The 17,926-nt window shown below is 45.9% G+C and carries 19 protein-coding genes and 1 pseudogene; 18 read left to right on the plus strand and 2 right to left on the minus strand.

Going from position 1 to position 17,926, the window contains the following annotated elements; all coding sequences use genetic code 11:
• The 10 genes from ACWWFX_RS25595 to ACWWFX_RS25640 all read left to right on the plus strand — a co-directional run bounded on the left by ACWWFX_RS25595 (position 1) and on the right by ACWWFX_RS25640 (position 8,904).
• Positions 1-198, plus strand: a complete 198-nt coding sequence (locus ACWWFX_RS25595) for a MerR family transcriptional regulator (protein WP_000629109.1) — start codon at positions 1-3, stop codon at positions 196-198.
• Positions 195-1,229 (plus strand): P-type DNA transfer ATPase VirB11, encoded by a 1,035-nt coding sequence (gene virB11, locus ACWWFX_RS25600; RefSeq protein WP_000650512.1) that lies wholly within the window; start codon positions 195-197, stop codon positions 1,227-1,229. The genes ACWWFX_RS25595 and virB11 overlap by 4 nt, the downstream gene beginning before the upstream one ends.
• Positions 1,230-1,231: 2 nt before the next feature.
• Positions 1,232-3,067 carry a type IV secretory system conjugative DNA transfer family protein gene (locus ACWWFX_RS25605; protein ID WP_000053822.1) on the plus strand — a complete coding sequence of 612 codons (1,836 nt, stop codon included), beginning with the start codon at positions 1,232-1,234 and terminating at the stop codon, positions 3,065-3,067.
• Positions 3,064-3,456, plus strand: coding sequence for a cag pathogenicity island Cag12 family protein (locus tag ACWWFX_RS25610; protein WP_000738524.1), 393 nt, complete (start codon positions 3,064-3,066; stop codon positions 3,454-3,456). The genes ACWWFX_RS25605 and ACWWFX_RS25610 overlap by 4 nt, the downstream gene beginning before the upstream one ends.
• An 87-nt stretch (positions 3,457-3,543) precedes the next feature.
• Positions 3,544-3,858 carry a TrbM/KikA/MpfK family conjugal transfer protein gene (locus ACWWFX_RS25615; protein ID WP_000754496.1) on the plus strand — a complete coding sequence of 105 codons (315 nt, stop codon included), beginning with the start codon at positions 3,544-3,546 and terminating at the stop codon, positions 3,856-3,858.
• Between the two features lie 85 nt (positions 3,859-3,943).
• Complete coding sequence (locus tag ACWWFX_RS25620; protein ID WP_004208538.1) at positions 3,944-4,270, plus strand: hypothetical protein; 327 nt, start codon at positions 3,944-3,946, stop codon at positions 4,268-4,270.
• The gene (locus tag ACWWFX_RS25625) at positions 4,267-4,761 is read left to right on the plus strand and encodes a thermonuclease family protein (RefSeq protein WP_001215543.1); all 495 of its coding nucleotides are present in this window, start codon (positions 4,267-4,269) and stop codon (positions 4,759-4,761) included. Before ACWWFX_RS25620 ends, ACWWFX_RS25625 begins: the two co-directional genes overlap by 4 nt.
• 82 nt (positions 4,762-4,843) lie before the next feature.
• Positions 4,844-6,106, plus strand: coding sequence for an AAA family ATPase (locus ACWWFX_RS25630; protein WP_000517490.1), 1,263 nt, complete (start codon positions 4,844-4,846; stop codon positions 6,104-6,106).
• 3 nt (positions 6,107-6,109) lie between these two features.
• Complete coding sequence (locus ACWWFX_RS25635; protein WP_004199098.1) at positions 6,110-8,437, plus strand: type IA DNA topoisomerase; 2,328 nt, start codon at positions 6,110-6,112, stop codon at positions 8,435-8,437.
• Between the two features lie 11 nt (positions 8,438-8,448).
• Positions 8,449-8,904: an H-NS histone family protein gene (locus tag ACWWFX_RS25640; protein WP_001293458.1), complete on the plus strand. Its 456-nt coding sequence runs from the start codon at positions 8,449-8,451 to the stop codon at positions 8,902-8,904.
• A gap of 37 nt (positions 8,905-8,941) precedes the next feature.
• Here ACWWFX_RS25640 and ACWWFX_RS25645 read toward each other — a convergent pair whose 3' ends face one another.
• A complete protein-coding gene (locus tag ACWWFX_RS25645; RefSeq protein ID WP_000351937.1) occupies positions 8,942-9,592 on the minus strand; it encodes a YkgJ family cysteine cluster protein in 651 nt (216 codons plus the stop codon).
• Here ACWWFX_RS25645 and ACWWFX_RS25650 point away from each other — a divergent pair.
• The 6 genes from ACWWFX_RS25650 to dqlB all read left to right on the plus strand — a co-directional run bounded on the left by ACWWFX_RS25650 (position 9,582) and on the right by dqlB (position 12,694).
• Positions 9,582-9,848 carry a hypothetical protein gene (locus ACWWFX_RS25650; RefSeq protein ID WP_032072053.1) on the plus strand — a complete coding sequence of 89 codons (267 nt, stop codon included), beginning with the start codon at positions 9,582-9,584 and terminating at the stop codon, positions 9,846-9,848. The two genes, ACWWFX_RS25645 and ACWWFX_RS25650, sit on opposite strands and share 11 nt — an antisense overlap.
• A gap of 16 nt (positions 9,849-9,864) precedes the next feature.
• Positions 9,865-10,044 carry a hypothetical protein gene (locus tag ACWWFX_RS25655; protein WP_023408316.1) on the plus strand — a complete coding sequence of 60 codons (180 nt, stop codon included), beginning with the start codon at positions 9,865-9,867 and terminating at the stop codon, positions 10,042-10,044.
• Positions 10,041-10,862: a SprT-like domain-containing protein gene (locus ACWWFX_RS25660; RefSeq protein ID WP_000196235.1), complete on the plus strand. Its 822-nt coding sequence runs from the start codon at positions 10,041-10,043 to the stop codon at positions 10,860-10,862. The genes ACWWFX_RS25655 and ACWWFX_RS25660 overlap by 4 nt, the downstream gene beginning before the upstream one ends.
• A gap of 109 nt (positions 10,863-10,971) precedes the next feature.
• The gene (locus ACWWFX_RS25665) at positions 10,972-11,226 is read left to right on the plus strand and encodes a hypothetical protein (protein WP_000510385.1); all 255 of its coding nucleotides are present in this window, start codon (positions 10,972-10,974) and stop codon (positions 11,224-11,226) included.
• 289 nt (positions 11,227-11,515) lie between these two features.
• Positions 11,516-11,794 carry a hypothetical protein gene (locus ACWWFX_RS25670; RefSeq protein WP_001093608.1) on the plus strand — a complete coding sequence of 93 codons (279 nt, stop codon included), beginning with the start codon at positions 11,516-11,518 and terminating at the stop codon, positions 11,792-11,794.
• Between the two features lie 804 nt (positions 11,795-12,598).
• Positions 12,599-12,694: a DinQ-like type I toxin DqlB gene (gene dqlB / locus ACWWFX_RS25675; protein WP_000609145.1), complete on the plus strand. Its 96-nt coding sequence runs from the start codon at positions 12,599-12,601 to the stop codon at positions 12,692-12,694.
• A gap of 251 nt (positions 12,695-12,945) precedes the next feature.
• Here dqlB and ACWWFX_RS25680 read toward each other — a convergent pair.
• Positions 12,946-13,458 (minus strand): annotated as a pseudogene (locus ACWWFX_RS25680) (Tn3 family transposase); the annotation flags it as partial.
• A gap of 143 nt (positions 13,459-13,601) precedes the next feature.
• Here ACWWFX_RS25680 and ACWWFX_RS25685 point away from each other — a divergent pair.
• Positions 13,602-16,619 (plus strand): Tn3-like element IS3000 family transposase, encoded by a 3,018-nt coding sequence (locus tag ACWWFX_RS25685; RefSeq protein ID WP_004199413.1) that lies wholly within the window; start codon positions 13,602-13,604, stop codon positions 16,617-16,619.
• A 219-nt stretch (positions 16,620-16,838) separates the two neighbouring features.
• Positions 16,839-17,840, plus strand: a complete 1,002-nt coding sequence (locus ACWWFX_RS25690) for an IS30 family transposase (protein ID WP_023408311.1) — start codon at positions 16,839-16,841, stop codon at positions 17,838-17,840.
• The last annotated feature ends 86 nt before the right edge of the window (positions 17,841-17,926 follow it).

A 17,926-nucleotide genomic window follows, 5' to 3' on the forward strand; every position in this document is an offset into this window, starting at 1 on the left:
TTGATAACGCTGGATATCAAAGAGTTTTCAATGCTGTTAGGAATAAGGGAAAGCGAAATATACCATCATATTCGTAAGGGCATACCAATAAATGGCGTTCCTTTCCCCAAACCACTGAAACAAATCAAAACGCATCGATTTAATTACGAAGAAGTCATGCGTTTTATTGAAGATCTTAAAGGAAAAGGTGAATTATGAAGGATGCAGAGAACAGACATATTGTTTATGAAATAATAGATGAATACTTCCACCACTGGCTTAATGAAGTCGATGGTTTAACTGAAATCGCGGTAAATCGGCCTGATGAACTGTTTGTTAAAGTGAGTGGGAAATGGCAGCAGCATGAATTAAAAATGGATTTTAAAGATTGTATGTCATTTGCAGGGGCAATTTCTGATTATCATGATGGTGGGTCGGTTACGCCAGAATATCCCTTACGTTCTGTTACGCTCCCCGGAGGGGAGCGTGTACAAATAGTTATTCCCCCGGCAACGGAACGGGAAACGGTGTCTATTACAATCCGTAAGCCGTCCAGTGTGTTTATCGACCATGATACCTTTGTTAAACAAGGGTTTTACTCAAGGCTAAATCAAGGGGGGAAATTCAGGGATAAAGAAGATGAATTATCTTCAATGTTTAAAGATAATTGTTTTGAACAATTTGTCCCTGAATGCCTGGTTAAGGGTAAAACGATGGTATTTTGTGCCGGAACGGGGGCGGGTAAAACCACCTTTGCAAATGCCTGTCTTCAGTACATACCCCATCATTTACGATGTATTTCAATTGAAGATACAGATGAAGCAAAGTTCAGGTTCCACAAAAATCATGTGAAATTGTATTACCCGTCAGAAGGGGAAAGTAGCACTGTCAGTTCCGCTTCTCTTTTACGTTCTGGTTTTCGTATGAACCCGGACAGAATCCTCATGACTGAGGTTCGCGGCGCGGAAGCCTGGGATTTTCTCAAAGGCTCAAGTTCCGGCCATGCAGGGAACCTTACAACCGTCCATGAGAGCACCCCTGAAGATGCTGTGCTTGGACTGGTTCAACGGTGCTATATGAACCCTGAATGTCAGAATTTGCCTTATAACATTATATTGCGGAGGGTGTTAAGCAACGTCGATGTGATTATGAGTATTAAGTACATCGATGAGGAAGATAACCGATTTGCATCGGGTATTTACTATCGTGATATTCATTTTCAGGAATACTTTGAAAAGCTGAAGGAGTGATTATGTCTCTGAAACTACCCGATAAAGGCCAGTGGGCTTTTATCGGTCTGGTTATGTGTCTTGTGACGTATTATACTGGCTCAGTTGCTGTTTACTTCCTGAACGGAAAAACGCCGCTTTATATATGGAAGAATTTTGATTCCATGCTGCTGTGGCGGATAATAACAGAGAGTAATATACGGACAGATATCAGGTTAACCGCAATCCCCTCTCTTTTATCAGGTATGGTTTCGTCTCTCATTGTGCCTGTTTTTATTATCTGGCAACTGAATAAAACGGATGTTGCTCTTTATGGTGACGCGAAGTTTGCCAGTGATAATGATTTAAGAAAATCGAAACTTCTGAAATGGGAGAAAGAAAACGATACTGATATTCTTGTAGGTGCATATAAAGGTAAATACCTGTGGTATACCGCACCAGATTTTGTATCACTTGGCGCAGGAACCCGCGCAGGTAAAGGGGCTGCAATAGGTATTCCAAACCTGCTGGTCAGGAAACATTCCCTGATTGCATTAGATCCAAAACAGGAACTGTGGAAAATCACCAGTAAGGTACGTGAAAAACTGCTGGGTAATAAGGTCTATCTTCTTGACCCTTTCAACAGTAAAACGCATCAGTTTAACCCGCTTTTCTATATTGATTTAAAAGAAGAGAGCGGGGCTAAAGACCTGCTGAAGCTGATTGAGATCCTGTTCCCGTCTTACGGTCTGACCGGAGCGGAAGCACACTTTAATAACCTCGCGGGGCAGTACTGGACGGGGCTGGCAAAATTGCTTCATTTCTTTATTAACTACGACCCCTCCTGGCTTGGTGAGTTCGGGCTTAAACCTGTTTTCTCAATTGGTTCTGTAGTCGATTTGTACAGCAACATCGACCGGGAGCTGATACTCAGTAAGCGAGAAGACCTGGAGGGAACAAAAGGACTTGATGAAAACGCGCTGTATCATCTGCGCGATGCCCTGACCAAAATCAGGGAGTATCACGAAACCGAAGACGAACAACGTTCGAGTATTGATGGTTCGTTTCGTAAGAAAATGAGTCTGTTTTATCTTCCGACTGTTCGCAAATGTACAGACGGCAATGATTTCGACCTTCGCCAGTTGCGCCGGGAAGATATCACTGTTTATGTTGGCGTTAATGCTGAAGATATGTCCCTGGCCTATGACTTCCTCAACCTGTTCTTTAACTTCGTTGTGGAAGTCACGTTACGAGAAAACCCTGACTTTGACCCGACACTGAAACATGACTGTCTGATGTTCCTGGATGAGTTTCCGTCTATTGGTTACATGCCAATCATTAAAAAAGGTTCGGGTTATATTGCCGGGTTTAAACTCAAACTTCTGACGATTTACCAGAATATCAGTCAGCTTAATGAAATCTATGGTGTTGAAGGTGCCAAAACGCTGATGAGTGCGCATCCCTGCCGGATTATCTACGCTGTCAGTGAAGAAGATGACGCTAAAAAGATTTCGGAAAAGCTGGGCTATATCACCACCAAATCGACAGGTTCAAGCAAGACAAGCGGACGCTCAACGTCGAAAAGCAGTTCAGAAAGTGAGGCGCAGCGCGCCCTTGTGCTCCCGCAGGAGCTGGGAACGCTGGATTTTAAAGAAGAATTTATCATTCTTAAAGGTGAAAACCCGGTTAAAGCTGAGAAAGCCCTCTACTTCCTCGACCCGTATTTTATGGACAGGCTGATGATGGTAAGCCCCAAACTTACCGAGTTAACCGCCTCTCTGAATAAGACTAAAAAAGTATTGGGTGTTAAAGGGCTTAAATATCCTTCTAAAGAAAAAATGCTCTCCGTCGGTGAGCTGGAGTCAGAGGTTTTACTATGAAAAAAATGTTAATGGTCAGTGTCCTTTTTCTCTCTGCCTGTTCCTCTCCGCCTGAACCACCACAGGTTGACTGGGAACAGAATCCTGAAACGGTGAATACACAATTAATGGACTGGCAACCGACATACTCAGTTATTAAATCAGACAAGGTTAATTCATCGTGGGTTAAGGTTATCCATAATTTCAGGCCTGAAAACCGCCTTTACGATGATGCTGTTTTTTATTCTGTTGCACATTCTGATTCAGTGATTGTTGAAACCAGTAACGGAACAGACTTTTTCACAGCTAAAAACTGGTTGAGGGCGAACGGTGCAAACGGTGTCATACAGTATCGTTATAAAATGAACTGTTTTTCTTGCCGGACTACCAGTGTTTATTTATCACGATAACGCCGGATTAATAAAATTCTTGTAATTTTATTGAGCCGGGGTTGAACAACCGCAGGGCGTTAGTTGCCCGTTATCCATGAGGTGTATATGAAAAAGACCGTAACCACGGCAGTGCTGCTTTGTGCGTTCGCTGCCGGAACTGCTCATGCTGAGGAAAAGGCCGACCCGAACGATCCATGTGCAATGGTGTTATGCCTTGCCGGAAAACTTGACGGAAGTAGTCCGGCAGAATGTGACCCGATGTATAAAAGTTTTATGTCAATCAGGAAAAAGAATAAACATGGTTTTTTACCCGATCACACGGCAGATGCCAGAAAGAAAAAACTAAATGAATGTCCTGCGGCTGATGCAGGTACAGTAAGTAAAATTATTTCAAGCTTTGGCCGATTGAAAAACTTTTAATTCTGTTTGATTTAATTCTGATGTGAATACGCAAGTTTCAGGTTTGAGACTGGAACTTGCGAACATTTTTTACAGGGGTGGGAGGATGAAAATTATTAACGTACCTGATGCAAGAAGTGTGAGAATTGCCGGAATTGAAATTATCGATAGTGTCAAATCGGTCGCTTCTGTTTTTACTGAAATTTTGTTGTTTATGGTCTGGTTTCCGGCAATTGTCTATGGGCTTTATCGTTTTGTTATCGTTTTGTGGGATGCTTCCTTAAAGCCGCAATCGCTCATTGAGTTTATTAATTTCATGGTTGAGTTATACAGCTATGTACTTCCTTCGTTGGCTGTTATCGCAGTGGCTTTAGTCGTCGTTTTATCCATTTTTAAAAGACTCTCAGCAATATGGGAGGGAAGAAAGCAATGAGACATTTTTTTAATGTTCTTTCCTTTGCTGTTGCCCTGTTGCCAGCTACATTGTGTGCTGCTCAGATTCAGGGGAAAGTTATTCGCGTTCTCGATGGAGATACCATCGAAGTTAAAACACTACCCGCGAAAATTGTTGTGTATGAAGTTCCGATTCGAGTCCGATTGATAAATATCGATGCACCGGAAAAAAAACAACCCTTTGGTCGCTGGTCAACCAATCAACTTAAAGCCCTGCTGGCAGGGCAATCAGTTACCGTCTCTTATACGCAAACAGATCGCTACGGGCGAGTCCTGGGACGAGTGGTGACAGCGAACGGCACTGAGGCTAACCGCCAGCAAGTGCTAAAAGGGGCTGCATGGGTTTATGACAGGTACAACACCGATAACTCATTACCGGCTCTGCAACGGGAAGCTCAGACACAGAAGCGCGGCCTGTGGGCTGACAGTAATCCCGTTCCTCCGTGGGAGTGGCGTCATAAACAAAACTGACGCGCTTCGCTTGTCCAACCCCTCCTCTGCCTGAAGAAAATCTTCAGGCAACGTCACGGTTTTTAATATACATGGTGCGCATATGGGTAAATTAACTCTGGTAGAGCAGGCTTTACGGCTCCATAAAGAATATTACGGTGAAGATAATTTTGGTACTGTCGTAAAGGATTGTGATTACTATCCTAAAGTGGCAGAGATTTTTATAAACAGAAAGAATCGTAAAATTTATTCGAATCTTGATATCGAACCCGTTGCTTCAACCGTCGTTCATACGGGAAGTAGCCCTGTTATGGCTAAAGCCGGGAGGATTAAAAAGCTTATGTTTAAAGATGGTTCGGGAGCATACCGGATTCATCTTGGTCAAAATGAAGTGGTTCATATTATTCGCTTCATTCTTAACTCTAAAGTCAGAATGGAGTACGCAGTTGGCACAACCAAAAGTATGTCGATGCTTCATAATCTTTGCGAAGCTGGACGCGCTAAATTAAACCGCTCTTTACCCCGTAAAGGTATCTGGAAAATCGGGTGTTACGACGGCGTTTATTATCACGGTAAGGCAAGGAAGGAAGAAATAGAAAACGCTTTACGTTTTTCTGTTCATCCAAAGTTTAATGAGCTGGAGAATGACTTTAATCAGTTCTTTTCGGATATTGATTTCTACACCCGTTATGGTCAGTCAGGAATGCGAAAAGTGCTTTTTACTGGTCCTCCGGGCACAGGGAAAACGACTATCGCAAAAGCTTTGGGGGCAAAATATCAGGATAAATATGTATTTGTTTATGCTGATGATTACTTTAAAGATGTTTGCTATGCCGCAGCTCAAAAGAAAATACCCGTTATCATAATAGCTGAAGAGGTTGATGAACTTTATCGGGCTGATGCCGGAACGTTAAGTTTTCTTGATGGGGCTGATACACCGCGAAATCTTGCCGGGACATATGTTATTTTTTCAACGAACTATCCTAACCGGATTGATCCGCGCATCAGAAAACGCCCTGGCAGAATTGACAGAATCATATCTGTAGGTGCTTTTCGGACTAAAGCCGCTGCCGCTTGTGCCAAAATGTACTTACCAGACGATATAAATATTGACCTTAAAGAACTTGGCGCGGTGCTGGACAGAACGACTCCTGCTGAAATAAAGGAGATAATAAATATTGCTATTGGCATGATTCGCGGAACAAAAAACGAATTAACAGTAGATGTAATCAAGAATGCGCGTGCCTTTTTGAAAGGAACCCTTGACCTTAGTGTGCAGGAGGCAGAAGAAGACATAGAGGAAAGGGAAGAAATCTTTAAAAAGAATGGTGCGCAGCCTGACTATTCAAGTTACCTTGAGGATTGATTAATGAGACTTTTTATTGCAGAAAAACCGTCTTTAGCAAAGGCTATTTTTGAAGGACTGGGCGGAAATCCCAATACAGAAAAGAAAAACGGCTATTTTGAACACGGTTCTGATGTCGTTACCTGGTGTTATGGTCATATGCTGGAGCTTTACGACCCACAGGATTATGACGACAAATATTCCAACTGGCGTTATAGTGATTTACCCATTAAAGCGGTTTATCCGCCAAAATATAAAATCAAGCCTGAATCAGAAGCACAGACCCGCATTATTTTGTCTCTTATCGATAAAGCCGACAGCATCGTTCATTCAGGCGACCCCGATGATGAAGGATGTTTGCTGGTTGATGAGATTCTGGGTTATGCCGGAAACAAGAAACCCGTCCAGCGACTGCTTGTTGCCGACCTCAACCTTGCGCCAGTGCAAAAATCACTGTCGAATTTACAACCTAACGATAAATTTCGCGGTATGACGTTAAGCGCCCTGGCGCGTTCCCTGTGCGATCAGGGTTTTGGCTATAACATGACGCGGGGATGTACATTAAAAGGCCGTGAGAAGGGCTATGACGGCGTTCTGAACGTTGGCCGGGTACAAAGTGCCGTTCTTGGTCTGGTGAACATGCGCACGCTGGCGAACCAGAATCACACAGAAAGCTTTTATTACGATGTATTCGCCAGTCTGTCGATGAACGGGCATCAGATTAAGGCGAAATATCAGACAACAGACGACGATCAGATAGACGAGAAAAAACGCCTGATCTCCGAAGCTCAGGCCGCGCATATTGCCGGACGTGTTACGGGTAAGGATGCTATTGTTACTATCGCGACGACAAAGCCGGAAAATAGCAAGCCTCCGCTTCCGCTTAACCTTTCCACGCTTCAGCAGCTCTGCGCAAAGCGATTTGGTTATTCTGCAAAAGATACGCTCGATGTGATGCAGGGGCTGTATGAAACTCACAAGCTTCTGACCTATCCACGTTCTGACAATCGCTATCTTTCAGATGAGCATTATTACCAGGCCGGAGATATTGCCACTGCTATAGCGGCCACCGTACCCGAACTGGCGTCTGCGATCGTAGATATGGATAAAGGCCAGAAACACAAAGCCTTTAATGCCAGTAAGATTGAGGCGCACCACGCCATCATCCCGACGACAAAAAGCGGAGCCGGTATTCAGCTTAATGAAAAAGAGCGGAACGTTTATAACCTGGTGTCCGTCTACTTTATCGGGCTGTTCTACCCGGATGCGATCCGCAACAAGACGAAAATCCACTTTGATATTAAGGGGGATACCTTTACGGCCACACAGAGCGTTCTGGTACAAAAGGGCTGGGAAGCGCTGGGTAAGGATAGTGATGACGAGGACGAAACCGAAGATGCCGGAACGGACGGTTTTGACCTTTCATTGCTGAAATTTAATGACAGCGGCCTGTGTGAATCGGCAGACGTGGACAAGAAAAAGACTACACCACCTCGCTATTTCACAGAGTCAACGTTACTGGCCGCCATGACGAGTGCGGCAAAATTCATTGATGATCCGGCTCTCAGAAAGGCGCTGGAAGCGAAAGACGAGGGCAGCAGTGATCGTGGCAGTATCGGAACGGAAGCCACCCGCGCGGGTATTCTTGAGAAACTGGCGGCAAATACCGGGCTTATCTCCATCGAAAAAGAAAAGGGGTATTCGGAGCTGGTATGGAAAACCACAAAACAAGGCCAGGAGTTTTGCGCTGCACTGCCTCCTGAAATCACTAAACCGGATATCTCCGCTCTGTGGGCTGAAAAGCAGTCTCAGATCAAAGCCGGAGAGCTGACAGTTGAGGAGTTTATTAAGGAAAATGATGAGTACGTCCAGGGGTTAATCGACGAGCTGGACAGGAACGGAATTTCGATTTCTTCAAATGCCACGCCCTGCCCGGTTTGTAACAACGGTTTCCTGCGTAAGCGTAAGGGGCAAAATGGCTTTTTCTGGGGATGCTCCTGCTACCCTGAATGCAAGACAACATTCCCGGACAAAGACGGCAAACCGGATATGGAAGCAAAATCCAGATCAGAAGGTTCCATGTCCCGGCTCGAAGCCCCCTGCCCTTCATGCAGTAAAGAAATTATTATCCGGCCTAAAGGCTTTTTCTGTTCCGGGTGCGAGTTTAAAATCTGGTCTGAAGTGTCAGGAAAAAAACTGACACAAAATCAGGTTGAGACATTAATCAAAAAAGGTAAAACCGGAGAGATTAAAGGCTTTACCAGTAATAAAACCGGGAAAAAGTTTGACGCTGCAATTGTTTTGCAGGATAAAACTACGGGTAAACTTGGGTTTCAGTTCAGTAAAAAATAAGGATTAACTCGATGAGTGAAAATGAAACGTTTGACGCAACAAAAAAGCTACTCCTGAATATTCGCTCTGTTCGTGTTTTTGCGCGAGAAACCAGCTTTGAACAACTGCTGGAAATGCAGGAAAAGCTTAACGCCGTGATCGAAGAACGTCGTGAAGAAGCAGAGCGTGAGGCAGCAGAACGCGCAGAGCGCGAAAGAAAGCGCCAGGAACTGCTCCAGTTGATTGCCGGAGAAGGTTTTTCACCGGAAGAACTGCTTGGCCTGTCCGAAGATGCGCAAAAAACACGCAAAAAGACGTTGCCAAAAGCGCCGCCTAAATATCAGTTTGATGAAAACGGCGAAACGAAATACTGGTCTGGTCGTGGCCGGACACCAAAACCAATCGACGAAGCGTTAAAAGCTGGCCGTTCTCTTGATGAGTTTCTCATCAAAAAAGATGCTTCCAGCACTGCTGGTGACGAACAGTAATCTAACAAGCCTCTGACACTGCGTCAGAGGCTTTTTTTTAGCAAAAAGGGCGCGGGGGGTTATGGTGAAGAAATCTTTGGATATCTTCGCGGGGATAAGGGAAGTAGTCTCTGATATCTTTGGTTTCTAACTTACCAGTGCAGTGATACGTCTGAAAATAGATCCACTCTGCTATTGTTTTGTAGATGTGATTTCCCATGTTCGCGCTTTGAGAACCATACTGCATGACTTGTGCATCCAGGTCATTACACATCTCCGGCGGAGTGAGTACATGATATGTCCTGCATAACAGCGGGCGGTAATTGTAGATTGAGCATGTTCCCTTCTCAGACAAAAACGGACATTTTGACTCATGCCCGGTCGTAAGCGGGTTGTCTCTGGCAGTAAGTTTACTTGCTTGTGCAATATGTGTTGCCTCAAGCGCGGTTAAATGAACATCCATTTTACAGCACGAAGAGCACCCCTTTTGACAGGAGGTAAACGTGCTCACAAATTCTTTGTTAAAACGATCCAAAAAGGCGTACATCTGTTTTAACTTGAGGTAAATATTACCGGATTGAGTATTGAGTTTATTTATGAGTGCCTTTAACTCATCGAAATACTTATCAGGTACGGGTTTCAGATTGGTATAGCCGGGTAATGTTTCGCCTGGCTCCAGGTGGATCACTGAGTTAGGTTTGATATCCATTGCTTTTGCTTCCTATATTCTTCTCGCGCTGGTTGTTCATTTGACACTAAAACAAGCGTCATACAATGGCAAGGTGTCAAGCCCAGCAGTAAATCACGCTTGCCAGCAAACCAGTTTCCTGCAGCCGGTTTGGCCGTTGATTTTTGCCAGCAATATTACCCGCTCGATGCCCGCCCTGGGCGTGAAATTGCCAGCAAAAAAGATTGCCGCTATCAAAGGTGTGGTTTATATTATCTGTATCGTACGATACAGATAATGGAGAAGCTTAATAGATGACTGAAAAAATCACTGACGAGGAACTGGTAGATTTGTTGGAGGCGCTCAAAAGAGCACATGGTATGGGCGTTTGTTCAAAGGCGGTTAAGCTGGCACAGCGTTGCGCTGATGTGTTCCCTGCTATTGTTGCAGAGTTACAGGAATATCGGAACGCCGCTAAGCGAACTTCAGCATGACAAGAGCCACGGAACGCGCTTACAGCGAGCTACAACAGGCGTTTGATTTCTATAACCAGCGCCTTTTTGACGGCGAACTCCCTGACTGTCTGATTACGTTCCAGCGCGGCAAGAACACAATGGGCTATTTCAGTTACAGGCGCTTTGTTGCTGCTGACGGCAGCGGCAGGATGATTGATGAAATCGCCCTCAATCCTGAATACTTCCCGGTGTACCCGCTTATTGAAGTCATGCAAACGCTGGTTCATGAGCAGTGCCATATGTGGCAGTACCACTACGGCAACCCGTCGCGTAAGACGTACCACAATGCGCAGTGGGCGGCAAAAATGGAAAGTATCGGACTTATGCCCTCCTCCACCGGGAGACCTGGTGGTGCGAAAGTCGGCCAGAAGATTAATGACTATCCGATCCCTGGTGGCCGCTTCCAGCGCGTCACACTGGAACTGTTCCAGGGGCAATTTGCTTTGAGCTGGTTTGATCGCTTCCCTGTCCAGGTCGAACAACAAAAAGATATGACCGCCGTAATAGAGCAATGGCGCGAAACGCTTGCTCTGGCGCATCAAAATGCTGAGGCCGGGATTGATATAGAAGCGGTGCTTTCTATGGCTCTGCTGCCGTCAGTGTCACCGCAGAACGGGAGCCATTCAGATGATATGGCCGGGAGCAATGACAATGATTTGTCAGTTGCAGCATTTGAGGACAAGCCAAAACGAAATAAAGTTAAATATCAGTGTCGCGGGTGTGGCGCTGCCGTGTGGGGCAAAGCCGGACTGAATATTGAATGCGGCGATTGCGAGCTGGCTTTCATCGAAAATTAATTGCCAGCAAATTTTCCCGGTCACATCTGTTGGCCAGTGTTTTTTGCCAGCAAAGTTTCTTCCCGGGTTCGCGCCGGCAGCGCAAAAATGACAGCAAAAGAGGGGTATCATGGGGCATTACACAATCAGAACGAATGACGACGAAGATCAGGCCATTAAAAAGGCGCAGGAAGCGACCGGACAGGCATCAGCCAGCAAAACCTTTATGACGGCTATCCTTGAGCTTCAGCGTAACAGAGACGAGATGGCGCAGCTACGGCGTGAACTGGCGCAGGAAAAAGCGCGGAGTCAGGAGCTGGTATCATCGGTAAAACAATTCCGTTCCAGCCTGAACAATCTGTTTGATCTGGCTGACAACCCTTAAATAACAAGGAGCGAAACGTGCATACCACAAATGCGATTATCCTGTGCCTGGTGTCATATCCCTGCATCGTTGCATGGGTTATCTATAAAAACAGATTTGTCGATTACTTGTTTTTAACTCTGCTTGCTTGTTTGGGGAGCATTTTTTCAGTCGTATTGTATAAACAGCCCGACTACTCATTGACCATATATCAGGCCGTTGCTGTCGGCTATGCTGCCGTGATCATGCCAACGGTGTTAGTTTTGAGTGTCGTTAATATCTTCATGGGAAAAGCAGAGAGAACGTGCAAATGAATACACTGGCTGCACTGGAAAATACGTTTCGTGATATGAGAAAGCATGGCTGCCAAACAGTCATGGTCACGCAGTCTTTAGCTGATTTTGGCCGCTACAGCTATAAACCGCGCCCTGCATTTCAGGACTGGATCGAACGGCTGAAGACTGGCGAACGTCTGCCGCGAGGCCGTTACTTTGTTGGCAAGAAGCCTGGTGGCCGCCTGGTGCTCATTGATGAATTGGGGGGAACATGGACAGAAAAAGTAACAGTGATTCATACCAACGCTGGATGATAGAGAAGGCTGACAAAAGGGAAAGGACGCAAATCAGTATGTCGTTCGTAAAGATGAAGGACGTACTTTTTAACGTGCTGGCTATCGGTACTGTTTTAGCAGCCCTGGTGGTGATCTTTTATGAAGTGCAAAGCAGCTTATAAATTGATGGCCGTTGACAATGAATGTCATACTACCTGACCGGGCAATGCCGGAAGATTTCTTTCACGGGTGATGGTTTGTGATCCCGGCATTGTTCCGGCGCTCTCTCGTAAATTCTCGCGCCCAATCCCCCTCGCAAAACCTCAGAATTCACGTAACGCACCGCGATTTCGGCAACCATCAACCCTAACGTCCTTATGTTGTTGGGTTTGCCGCAGAACAATTTATTCATTTAAAATAGATTTAAACGAAGCGGGAAACCGCAGACGTAAAAAAACCGACTGGTGAGGTCGGCTTTTTTACGGTTCCGGTGCGAGCTGGTAACTCAGCCCGGAAGGGAAACTCTCTACAACTGACAATAGTATGATAATCCGTGAAGCCTGATTATGCAATATGACGGGCAGTGACTGTGCGTTAACGGTTTGCCTGAACGTTAGATAAACGTATAATCAGAGGGTTAGCTCTGTGGTGAGTCTCTCCCTGCATTCCGCTAAATGCGGCATGAACAGGTTCAAAGTCCTGACAGGTAATACAGGTGGTGCTGGTTATCTGTGCTCTGGCAGGAGTGAGACTCTCTACAACTGACAAGACGAAGAGAAGCCGTGGTGACAGGCAGTGTAAGAGCAAGCCACGGTGTCTTTACTCCATTTATGGAGAAAACGGATGATTAACCTGTTAATCATCGTTCTGAGGGCGGTAGCGGCGCTTGCAAACGCGCTGATTGCCATTCTGGAACTGATCCGCCAGTTCATCGACTAATGAACACGGAAACGTAATTAAGGCCGGAGGAACACCACCTCCGGCCTTTAATAAAAATATAGTTTAGTTACAACATTCACTAGTCTGTACTAACCACCACACACCTGACCTTCTGCGCACAAGTTACCTTTAATCACTCCTAAACAGGCATTTCATGAAACTCCCCTGTTCTTGCATCGGTAACAGGGGTCTGACGCTCAGTGGAACGAAAACTCACGTTAAGCAACGTTTTCTGCCTCTGACGCCTCTTTTAATGGTCTCAGATGTCCTTTGGTCACCAGTTCTGCCAGCGTGAAGGAATAATGGCCGAGCATATTGATATGTCCGTGGCAAAGCGGGGAGAGGCGTGCGATATCTTCATCATTCAGTGTTTCACCCTGCGCCCGGAGATGATCCAGGGCTGCCTGCATATAAATAGTGTTCCATAACACGACGGCGTTAGTGACCAGCCCCAGTGTGCCCAGTTGATCTTCCTGACCGTCGGTATATCGTTTTCTTATCTCACCTTTTTGACCGTGACAGATGGCTCTGGCAACGGCATGGCGACTTTCTCCCCGATTAAGCTGGGTCAGAATGCGCCGGCGGTAATCTTCATCATCAATATAATTAAGCAGATACAGCGTTTTGTTGATGCGCCCCACTTCAATGATTGCCTGAGTCAGTCCGGAAGGACGTTCACTTTTCAGCAATGAACGGACCAGCACTGAAACCTGTACTTTGCCCAGCTTCAGGGAGCCAGCGGTCCGGATCATTTCGTCCCACTGAGGGGTTCTAGGGATTTTCCGTCCAAAAACGACAAAGTGCTCTGGAGGCCCCGCCGTCTGTGGCCTCCAGAGGGGTATTACTTTTTTCGAGATCCCTATTTGGGCTCTGTTTGAGTAAGATTTAGTCTTTTTGGGCTAAATCCATGGCATTCGAAGAACGTGTCCAAATCTTGTCCGAGGCAGAACAAGATGAGTTATATGGACCCCCCGCTTTCACCTCCGCCGACCAACGCTTCTTTTTCTCGCTGAACGATAAGGAACTGGCGATCGCTAAAAGCCTCCGTCATCGGGGCCAGCGTTACATGCTGGTGGTACTGCTGGGCTATTTCAAAGCCAAGCCGGTGGTGCTGAATCCCGGCTTTCATCAGATCAAGCAGGACCTCAAATACGTTTATCAAACCGTTCTACCAGGCCCAGGCTGTAGACCCTTTAATCTCACGCCAAAAGAGAACGAACGGATTTACCAACGTGTTTTCCAGCTCTGCAACTACCAGCGCTGGAATGTCAAAGACCATGGAGCGGCGTTGAGAGATTACTTATCCCAGCAAGCCAGAGCCTGGACAGCGCCTAGGCACCTCTTCGATGCGGCCAATGAATATTGTTCGGGGCAGAAGATCGCAATCCCTGCCTACAGCACGCTGCAAAAGATCATCAGTCAGGTGGTGGGAGACGAACAGGAACACATGGCCGCGCACCTTGAGCGTGCAATGTCACGCGGTCTTAAGCAAGCACTGGCGGAGCTCGTGAACGGCACAGGTCCACTGCCGTTCCGACAGTTGCGACAATCGGCTCGTAACTTCACCGGAACCGAGTTGGAGAAAGAACTGATTGTCTATCGCCATATCCAGCATTGGATGCCGGAAGTGGATCTGCTGTTGAGCACGCTATCACTGTCGCAGAAAAATCTGCAACACCTGGCAGAGAAAGTCGACTACTACGGTGCCAAACTGAAACGTCAAACCGTAGGCAGCCAATGGCTGTATTTATTGTGCTATCTTCAAACGCGATGGCAGCAAGCGCTGGAACGTATTGCCGATGGCTTTGTGCATCATGTCAGACAGACCAAACAGAAGGCAAAGGATTATGCGCAGGAAGCGGTGTTTAAGGATTGGCAAAAAGCAGCTAAAAATGTCAGCAAGGCAGCTGAAGTACTGCACCTGTTCATTGATGACAGCATTGATCTGCAACTACCGTTTGCAACAGTAAGACAGCAAGCACTGAGCCTGCTGACCAAAAGGGATCTGGAATCTGTATGTCTCTTCCTGAACGAGCAGCGACGATCGGTCGATGAAGCCATGTGGCAGTACTGCGACGAGAAAGAAAGTCTGCGGAAAGGTTTGCTGCGAGAGTTGTTCCTATGTCTGCGCTTCGAAGGCTGCGACGGCACCCAGCACTTAGCGGCCGCCTTGGCGAAAACACAAAACGAACTCAACGGCCAGGACGCTCAGTTGCAAACTGCCGACACCAGACTCCTTTCCAAAAAATCACGTGAATTCCTGCTGGATGGTGAAGGGAATATCCTGATCGATCGTTATGAGTGGTTCCTCTATCAACAGATTCCTGATCGCCTGAATGGCCAGCTGACGCTGCCTGATATCACTAAATACCGGGCACTCGACGCCGACCTGATCGACGGGGAACATTGGCGAAAAAACAAATATACGCTGCTTCAACAGAGCCATTTTACAAAATTAGCGGAGGAGCCTGAAAAGCTGATCAAACAGATGGCCATGGAATTGGATACCCGTTTGTACGAAGTCGGCGAATATCTTGAACAGGAAGACAACCGGAATATCATCTTGCGTAATCCGCAGGGTAAACGCTTCTGGCGCCTGCCTTCGGCCAGCAAACATCATCTGGTCAACAATCCCTTCTTCCAGCAAATTCCCACAACGGGGATTGCGGATGTACTGCGCATGGTTGATCGTGACACCGGTTTCATTGACTGCTTCGCTCATGTGCTGGGTTCCCAATCCAGAAGCCGTTCCCATGAATATGACCTGTTGGCAATTCTGGTCGGCAATGCAACCAATCAAGGCATTTACGGCATGGCACAGATCTCTGATCGTACCTATGATCAGCTCAGCACTATCCAGGCGAACTATCTTCGCCTGGAAACATTGAATGCTGCTAACGACAACATCAATAACGCGACAGCCAAGCTACCCATCTTCCGGTACTACAACATCCAGGAAGATGTGATCCACGCCAGTGCCGATGGTCAAAAGTTCGAAGCCCGGCGCGAGACCTTCAAAACCCGTTATTCGTCGAAGTACTTTGGCACTCAAAAAGGTGTTTCTGCCATGACCTTGATCGCCAATCACGCTGCGATCAACGCCAGAGTGATCGGCGCCAACGAACATGAATCGCACTACATCTTTGATTTGTTGATGAGCAATACGTCAGACATCATTCCGGATGTGCTCTCAACCGATACCCATGGGGTGAACCATGTGAACTTCGCGTTACTGGATCTGTTCGGATACCAGTTTGCCCCACGCTATGCCCAGGTTGGCAAAGTGATCAATGACATGTTTGATGTCAAGGAAGACAAAGAACACCGAATTCAGCTGTGCTTAAAAAAGCCAATCAATACCCATCGTATTGCGCAGCACTGGGATACCATCCAACGGATTGCAGTATCACTTAAGCAGCGGAAAACAACGCAAGCCACCTTGGTGAGAAAGCTCTCGGAGTACAAGCGCAATCACCCGCTGCTGGAAGCCCTGACGGAATACAATCGCCTGGTGAAAGCGAATTATCTACTGTGCTACATCGATGATGCCAGTTTAAGAAACTATGTTCAGCGCGCGCTGAACCGGGGAGAGGCCTATCACCAACTGCGTCGGGCCGTGAGCAGCGTCAATGGGGATCAGTTCCGGGGCAGTTCAGACGAAGAAATCCAGCTATGGAATGAGTGCGCTCGCCTGGTCACCAATGCCATCGTTTACTTCAACTCCAGGATACTCAGCCAGCTGTTGACCAGCTTCGAATACCAAGGAGATACCAAGAGAATAGATATCGTCAAACAGGCATCCCCTGTGGCCTGGCACAACATTAACCTCAAGGGGACTTACCACTTCGAATTGAGCGAAAAATTGCCAGATCTGGAGGAGCTTATGCGCTCAATCGAGGGATATTTACCCGTCAGCGAAAAGTAATACCCCTCTGGAGGCCACGGACGGCGCGGCCTCCAGAGCACTTTGTCGTTTTTGGACGGAAAATCCCTAGAACCCCATTATCTAAAAATACTTAATTGTCTTTTAACGTCGCTAAATTTTAAATAAATAAGTGAAGAGTGTTAGTGGAGCCACTGATTTAAAGTTGGCAGAGTAAAACTTGAAGTGCGACATAAACCACCTAATTAATTTAAAGGGTTTATGGAGTATATAAAATTGTCATACCATCATCTTAACTTTGAAGATCGTACTGCATTAATGCTTGAGTCAAGAAAAGAAGGCTTTTCAGCCAGAAAATTTGCTGAACTCATTAAAAGACATCCTAGTACGATCTATCGTGAGCTTAAAAGAAATAGCATCAATGACGTTTATCAAGCTCGATATGCTTCTGATAACACCTTCGCTAGACGTAGACGTGGTCACAGAAAACTCAAAATCGATTCAATCCTCTGGAAATTTATTGTTGAAGCGATCCGTTGTTTATGGTCTCCTCAGCAAATAGCAAAGCGTTTAAAGACATTTCCTGATTTGGATCAAACAATGAATGTAAGCCATACAACGATTTATTCAACGATACGAGCATTACCAAAGGGTGAGTTGAAAAAAGACTTATTATCCTGTCTACGTCATGAAAATAAAAAGCGAAAAGCTAACGGTGAACCTAAAAAAGATTCTATATTACAGGATATTAAAACTATTCATGAGCGCCCAGCCGAAGTTCAAGAAAGAAAAATACCGGGTCATTGGGAAGCTGATTTAATTAAAGGTAAAGACAATAAAAGTTCGATAGCAACACTTATTGAACGAAATACACGGCTCTGTATCTTGGCAACATTACCTGATGCAAAGGCAGAATCAGTGCGCAAGGCTTTAACTGAAGCTCTGAAATATTTACCTGCAGAACTGCGTAAAACGTTGACCTATGACCGTGGACGTGAGATGTCAGAACATAAAATACTCGAAGAAGATTTAGGCATAGATGTATATTTCTGTGACCCACATTCACCCTGGCAAAAAGGCACATGCGAAAATATGAATGGTTTAATTAGGCAATATTTACCTAAAGGGATTGATTTAAATCAGGCAGATCAGCATTATTTAAATCAAGTTGCCATGTCACTGAATACTCGTCCTAGAAAGGCGTTAGATTGGCTTACACCATTAGGGAAGGTGCGAATAAGCGGGGAAATTCTTCTCGGCTGACTCAGTCATTTCATTTCTTCATGTTTGAGCCGATTTTTTCTCCCGTAAATGCCTTGAATCAGCCTATTTAGACCGTTTCTTCGCCA

Source organism: Pseudocitrobacter sp. 2023LY-00077, assembly GCF_055796175.1.

Bases quoted from the DNA above. Each gene is read 5' to 3' on its own strand.
- virB11 (WP_000650512.1), top strand. From the start codon at position 195: ATGAAGGATGCAGAGAACAGACATATTGTTTATGAAATAATAGATGAA.
- ACWWFX_RS25605 (WP_000053822.1), top strand. From the start codon at position 1,232: ATGTCTCTGAAACTACCCGATAAAGGCCAGTGGGCTTTTATCGGTCTG.
- ACWWFX_RS25610 (WP_000738524.1), top strand. From the start codon at position 3,064: ATGAAAAAAATGTTAATGGTCAGTGTCCTTTTTCTCTCTGCCTGTTCC.
- ACWWFX_RS25615 (WP_000754496.1), top strand. From the start codon at position 3,544: ATGAAAAAGACCGTAACCACGGCAGTGCTGCTTTGTGCGTTCGCTGCC.
- ACWWFX_RS25620 (WP_004208538.1), top strand. From the start codon at position 3,944: ATGAAAATTATTAACGTACCTGATGCAAGAAGTGTGAGAATTGCCGGA.
- ACWWFX_RS25625 (WP_001215543.1), top strand. From the start codon at position 4,267: ATGAGACATTTTTTTAATGTTCTTTCCTTTGCTGTTGCCCTGTTGCCA.
- ACWWFX_RS25630 (WP_000517490.1), top strand. From the start codon at position 4,844: ATGGGTAAATTAACTCTGGTAGAGCAGGCTTTACGGCTCCATAAAGAA.
- ACWWFX_RS25635 (WP_004199098.1), top strand. From the start codon at position 6,110: ATGAGACTTTTTATTGCAGAAAAACCGTCTTTAGCAAAGGCTATTTTT.
- ACWWFX_RS25640 (WP_001293458.1), top strand. From the start codon at position 8,449: ATGAGTGAAAATGAAACGTTTGACGCAACAAAAAAGCTACTCCTGAAT.
- ACWWFX_RS25645 (WP_000351937.1), bottom strand. From the start codon at position 9,592: ATGGATATCAAACCTAACTCAGTGATCCACCTGGAGCCAGGCGAAACA.
- ACWWFX_RS25655 (WP_023408316.1), top strand. From the start codon at position 9,865: ATGACTGAAAAAATCACTGACGAGGAACTGGTAGATTTGTTGGAGGCG.
- ACWWFX_RS25660 (WP_000196235.1), top strand. From the start codon at position 10,041: ATGACAAGAGCCACGGAACGCGCTTACAGCGAGCTACAACAGGCGTTT.
- ACWWFX_RS25665 (WP_000510385.1), top strand. From the start codon at position 10,972: ATGGGGCATTACACAATCAGAACGAATGACGACGAAGATCAGGCCATT.
- ACWWFX_RS25670 (WP_001093608.1), top strand. From the start codon at position 11,516: ATGAATACACTGGCTGCACTGGAAAATACGTTTCGTGATATGAGAAAG.
- dqlB (WP_000609145.1), top strand. From the start codon at position 12,599: ATGATTAACCTGTTAATCATCGTTCTGAGGGCGGTAGCGGCGCTTGCA.
- ACWWFX_RS25685 (WP_004199413.1), top strand. From the start codon at position 13,602: ATGGCATTCGAAGAACGTGTCCAAATCTTGTCCGAGGCAGAACAAGAT.
- ACWWFX_RS25690 (WP_023408311.1), top strand. From the start codon at position 16,839: ATGGAGTATATAAAATTGTCATACCATCATCTTAACTTTGAAGATCGT.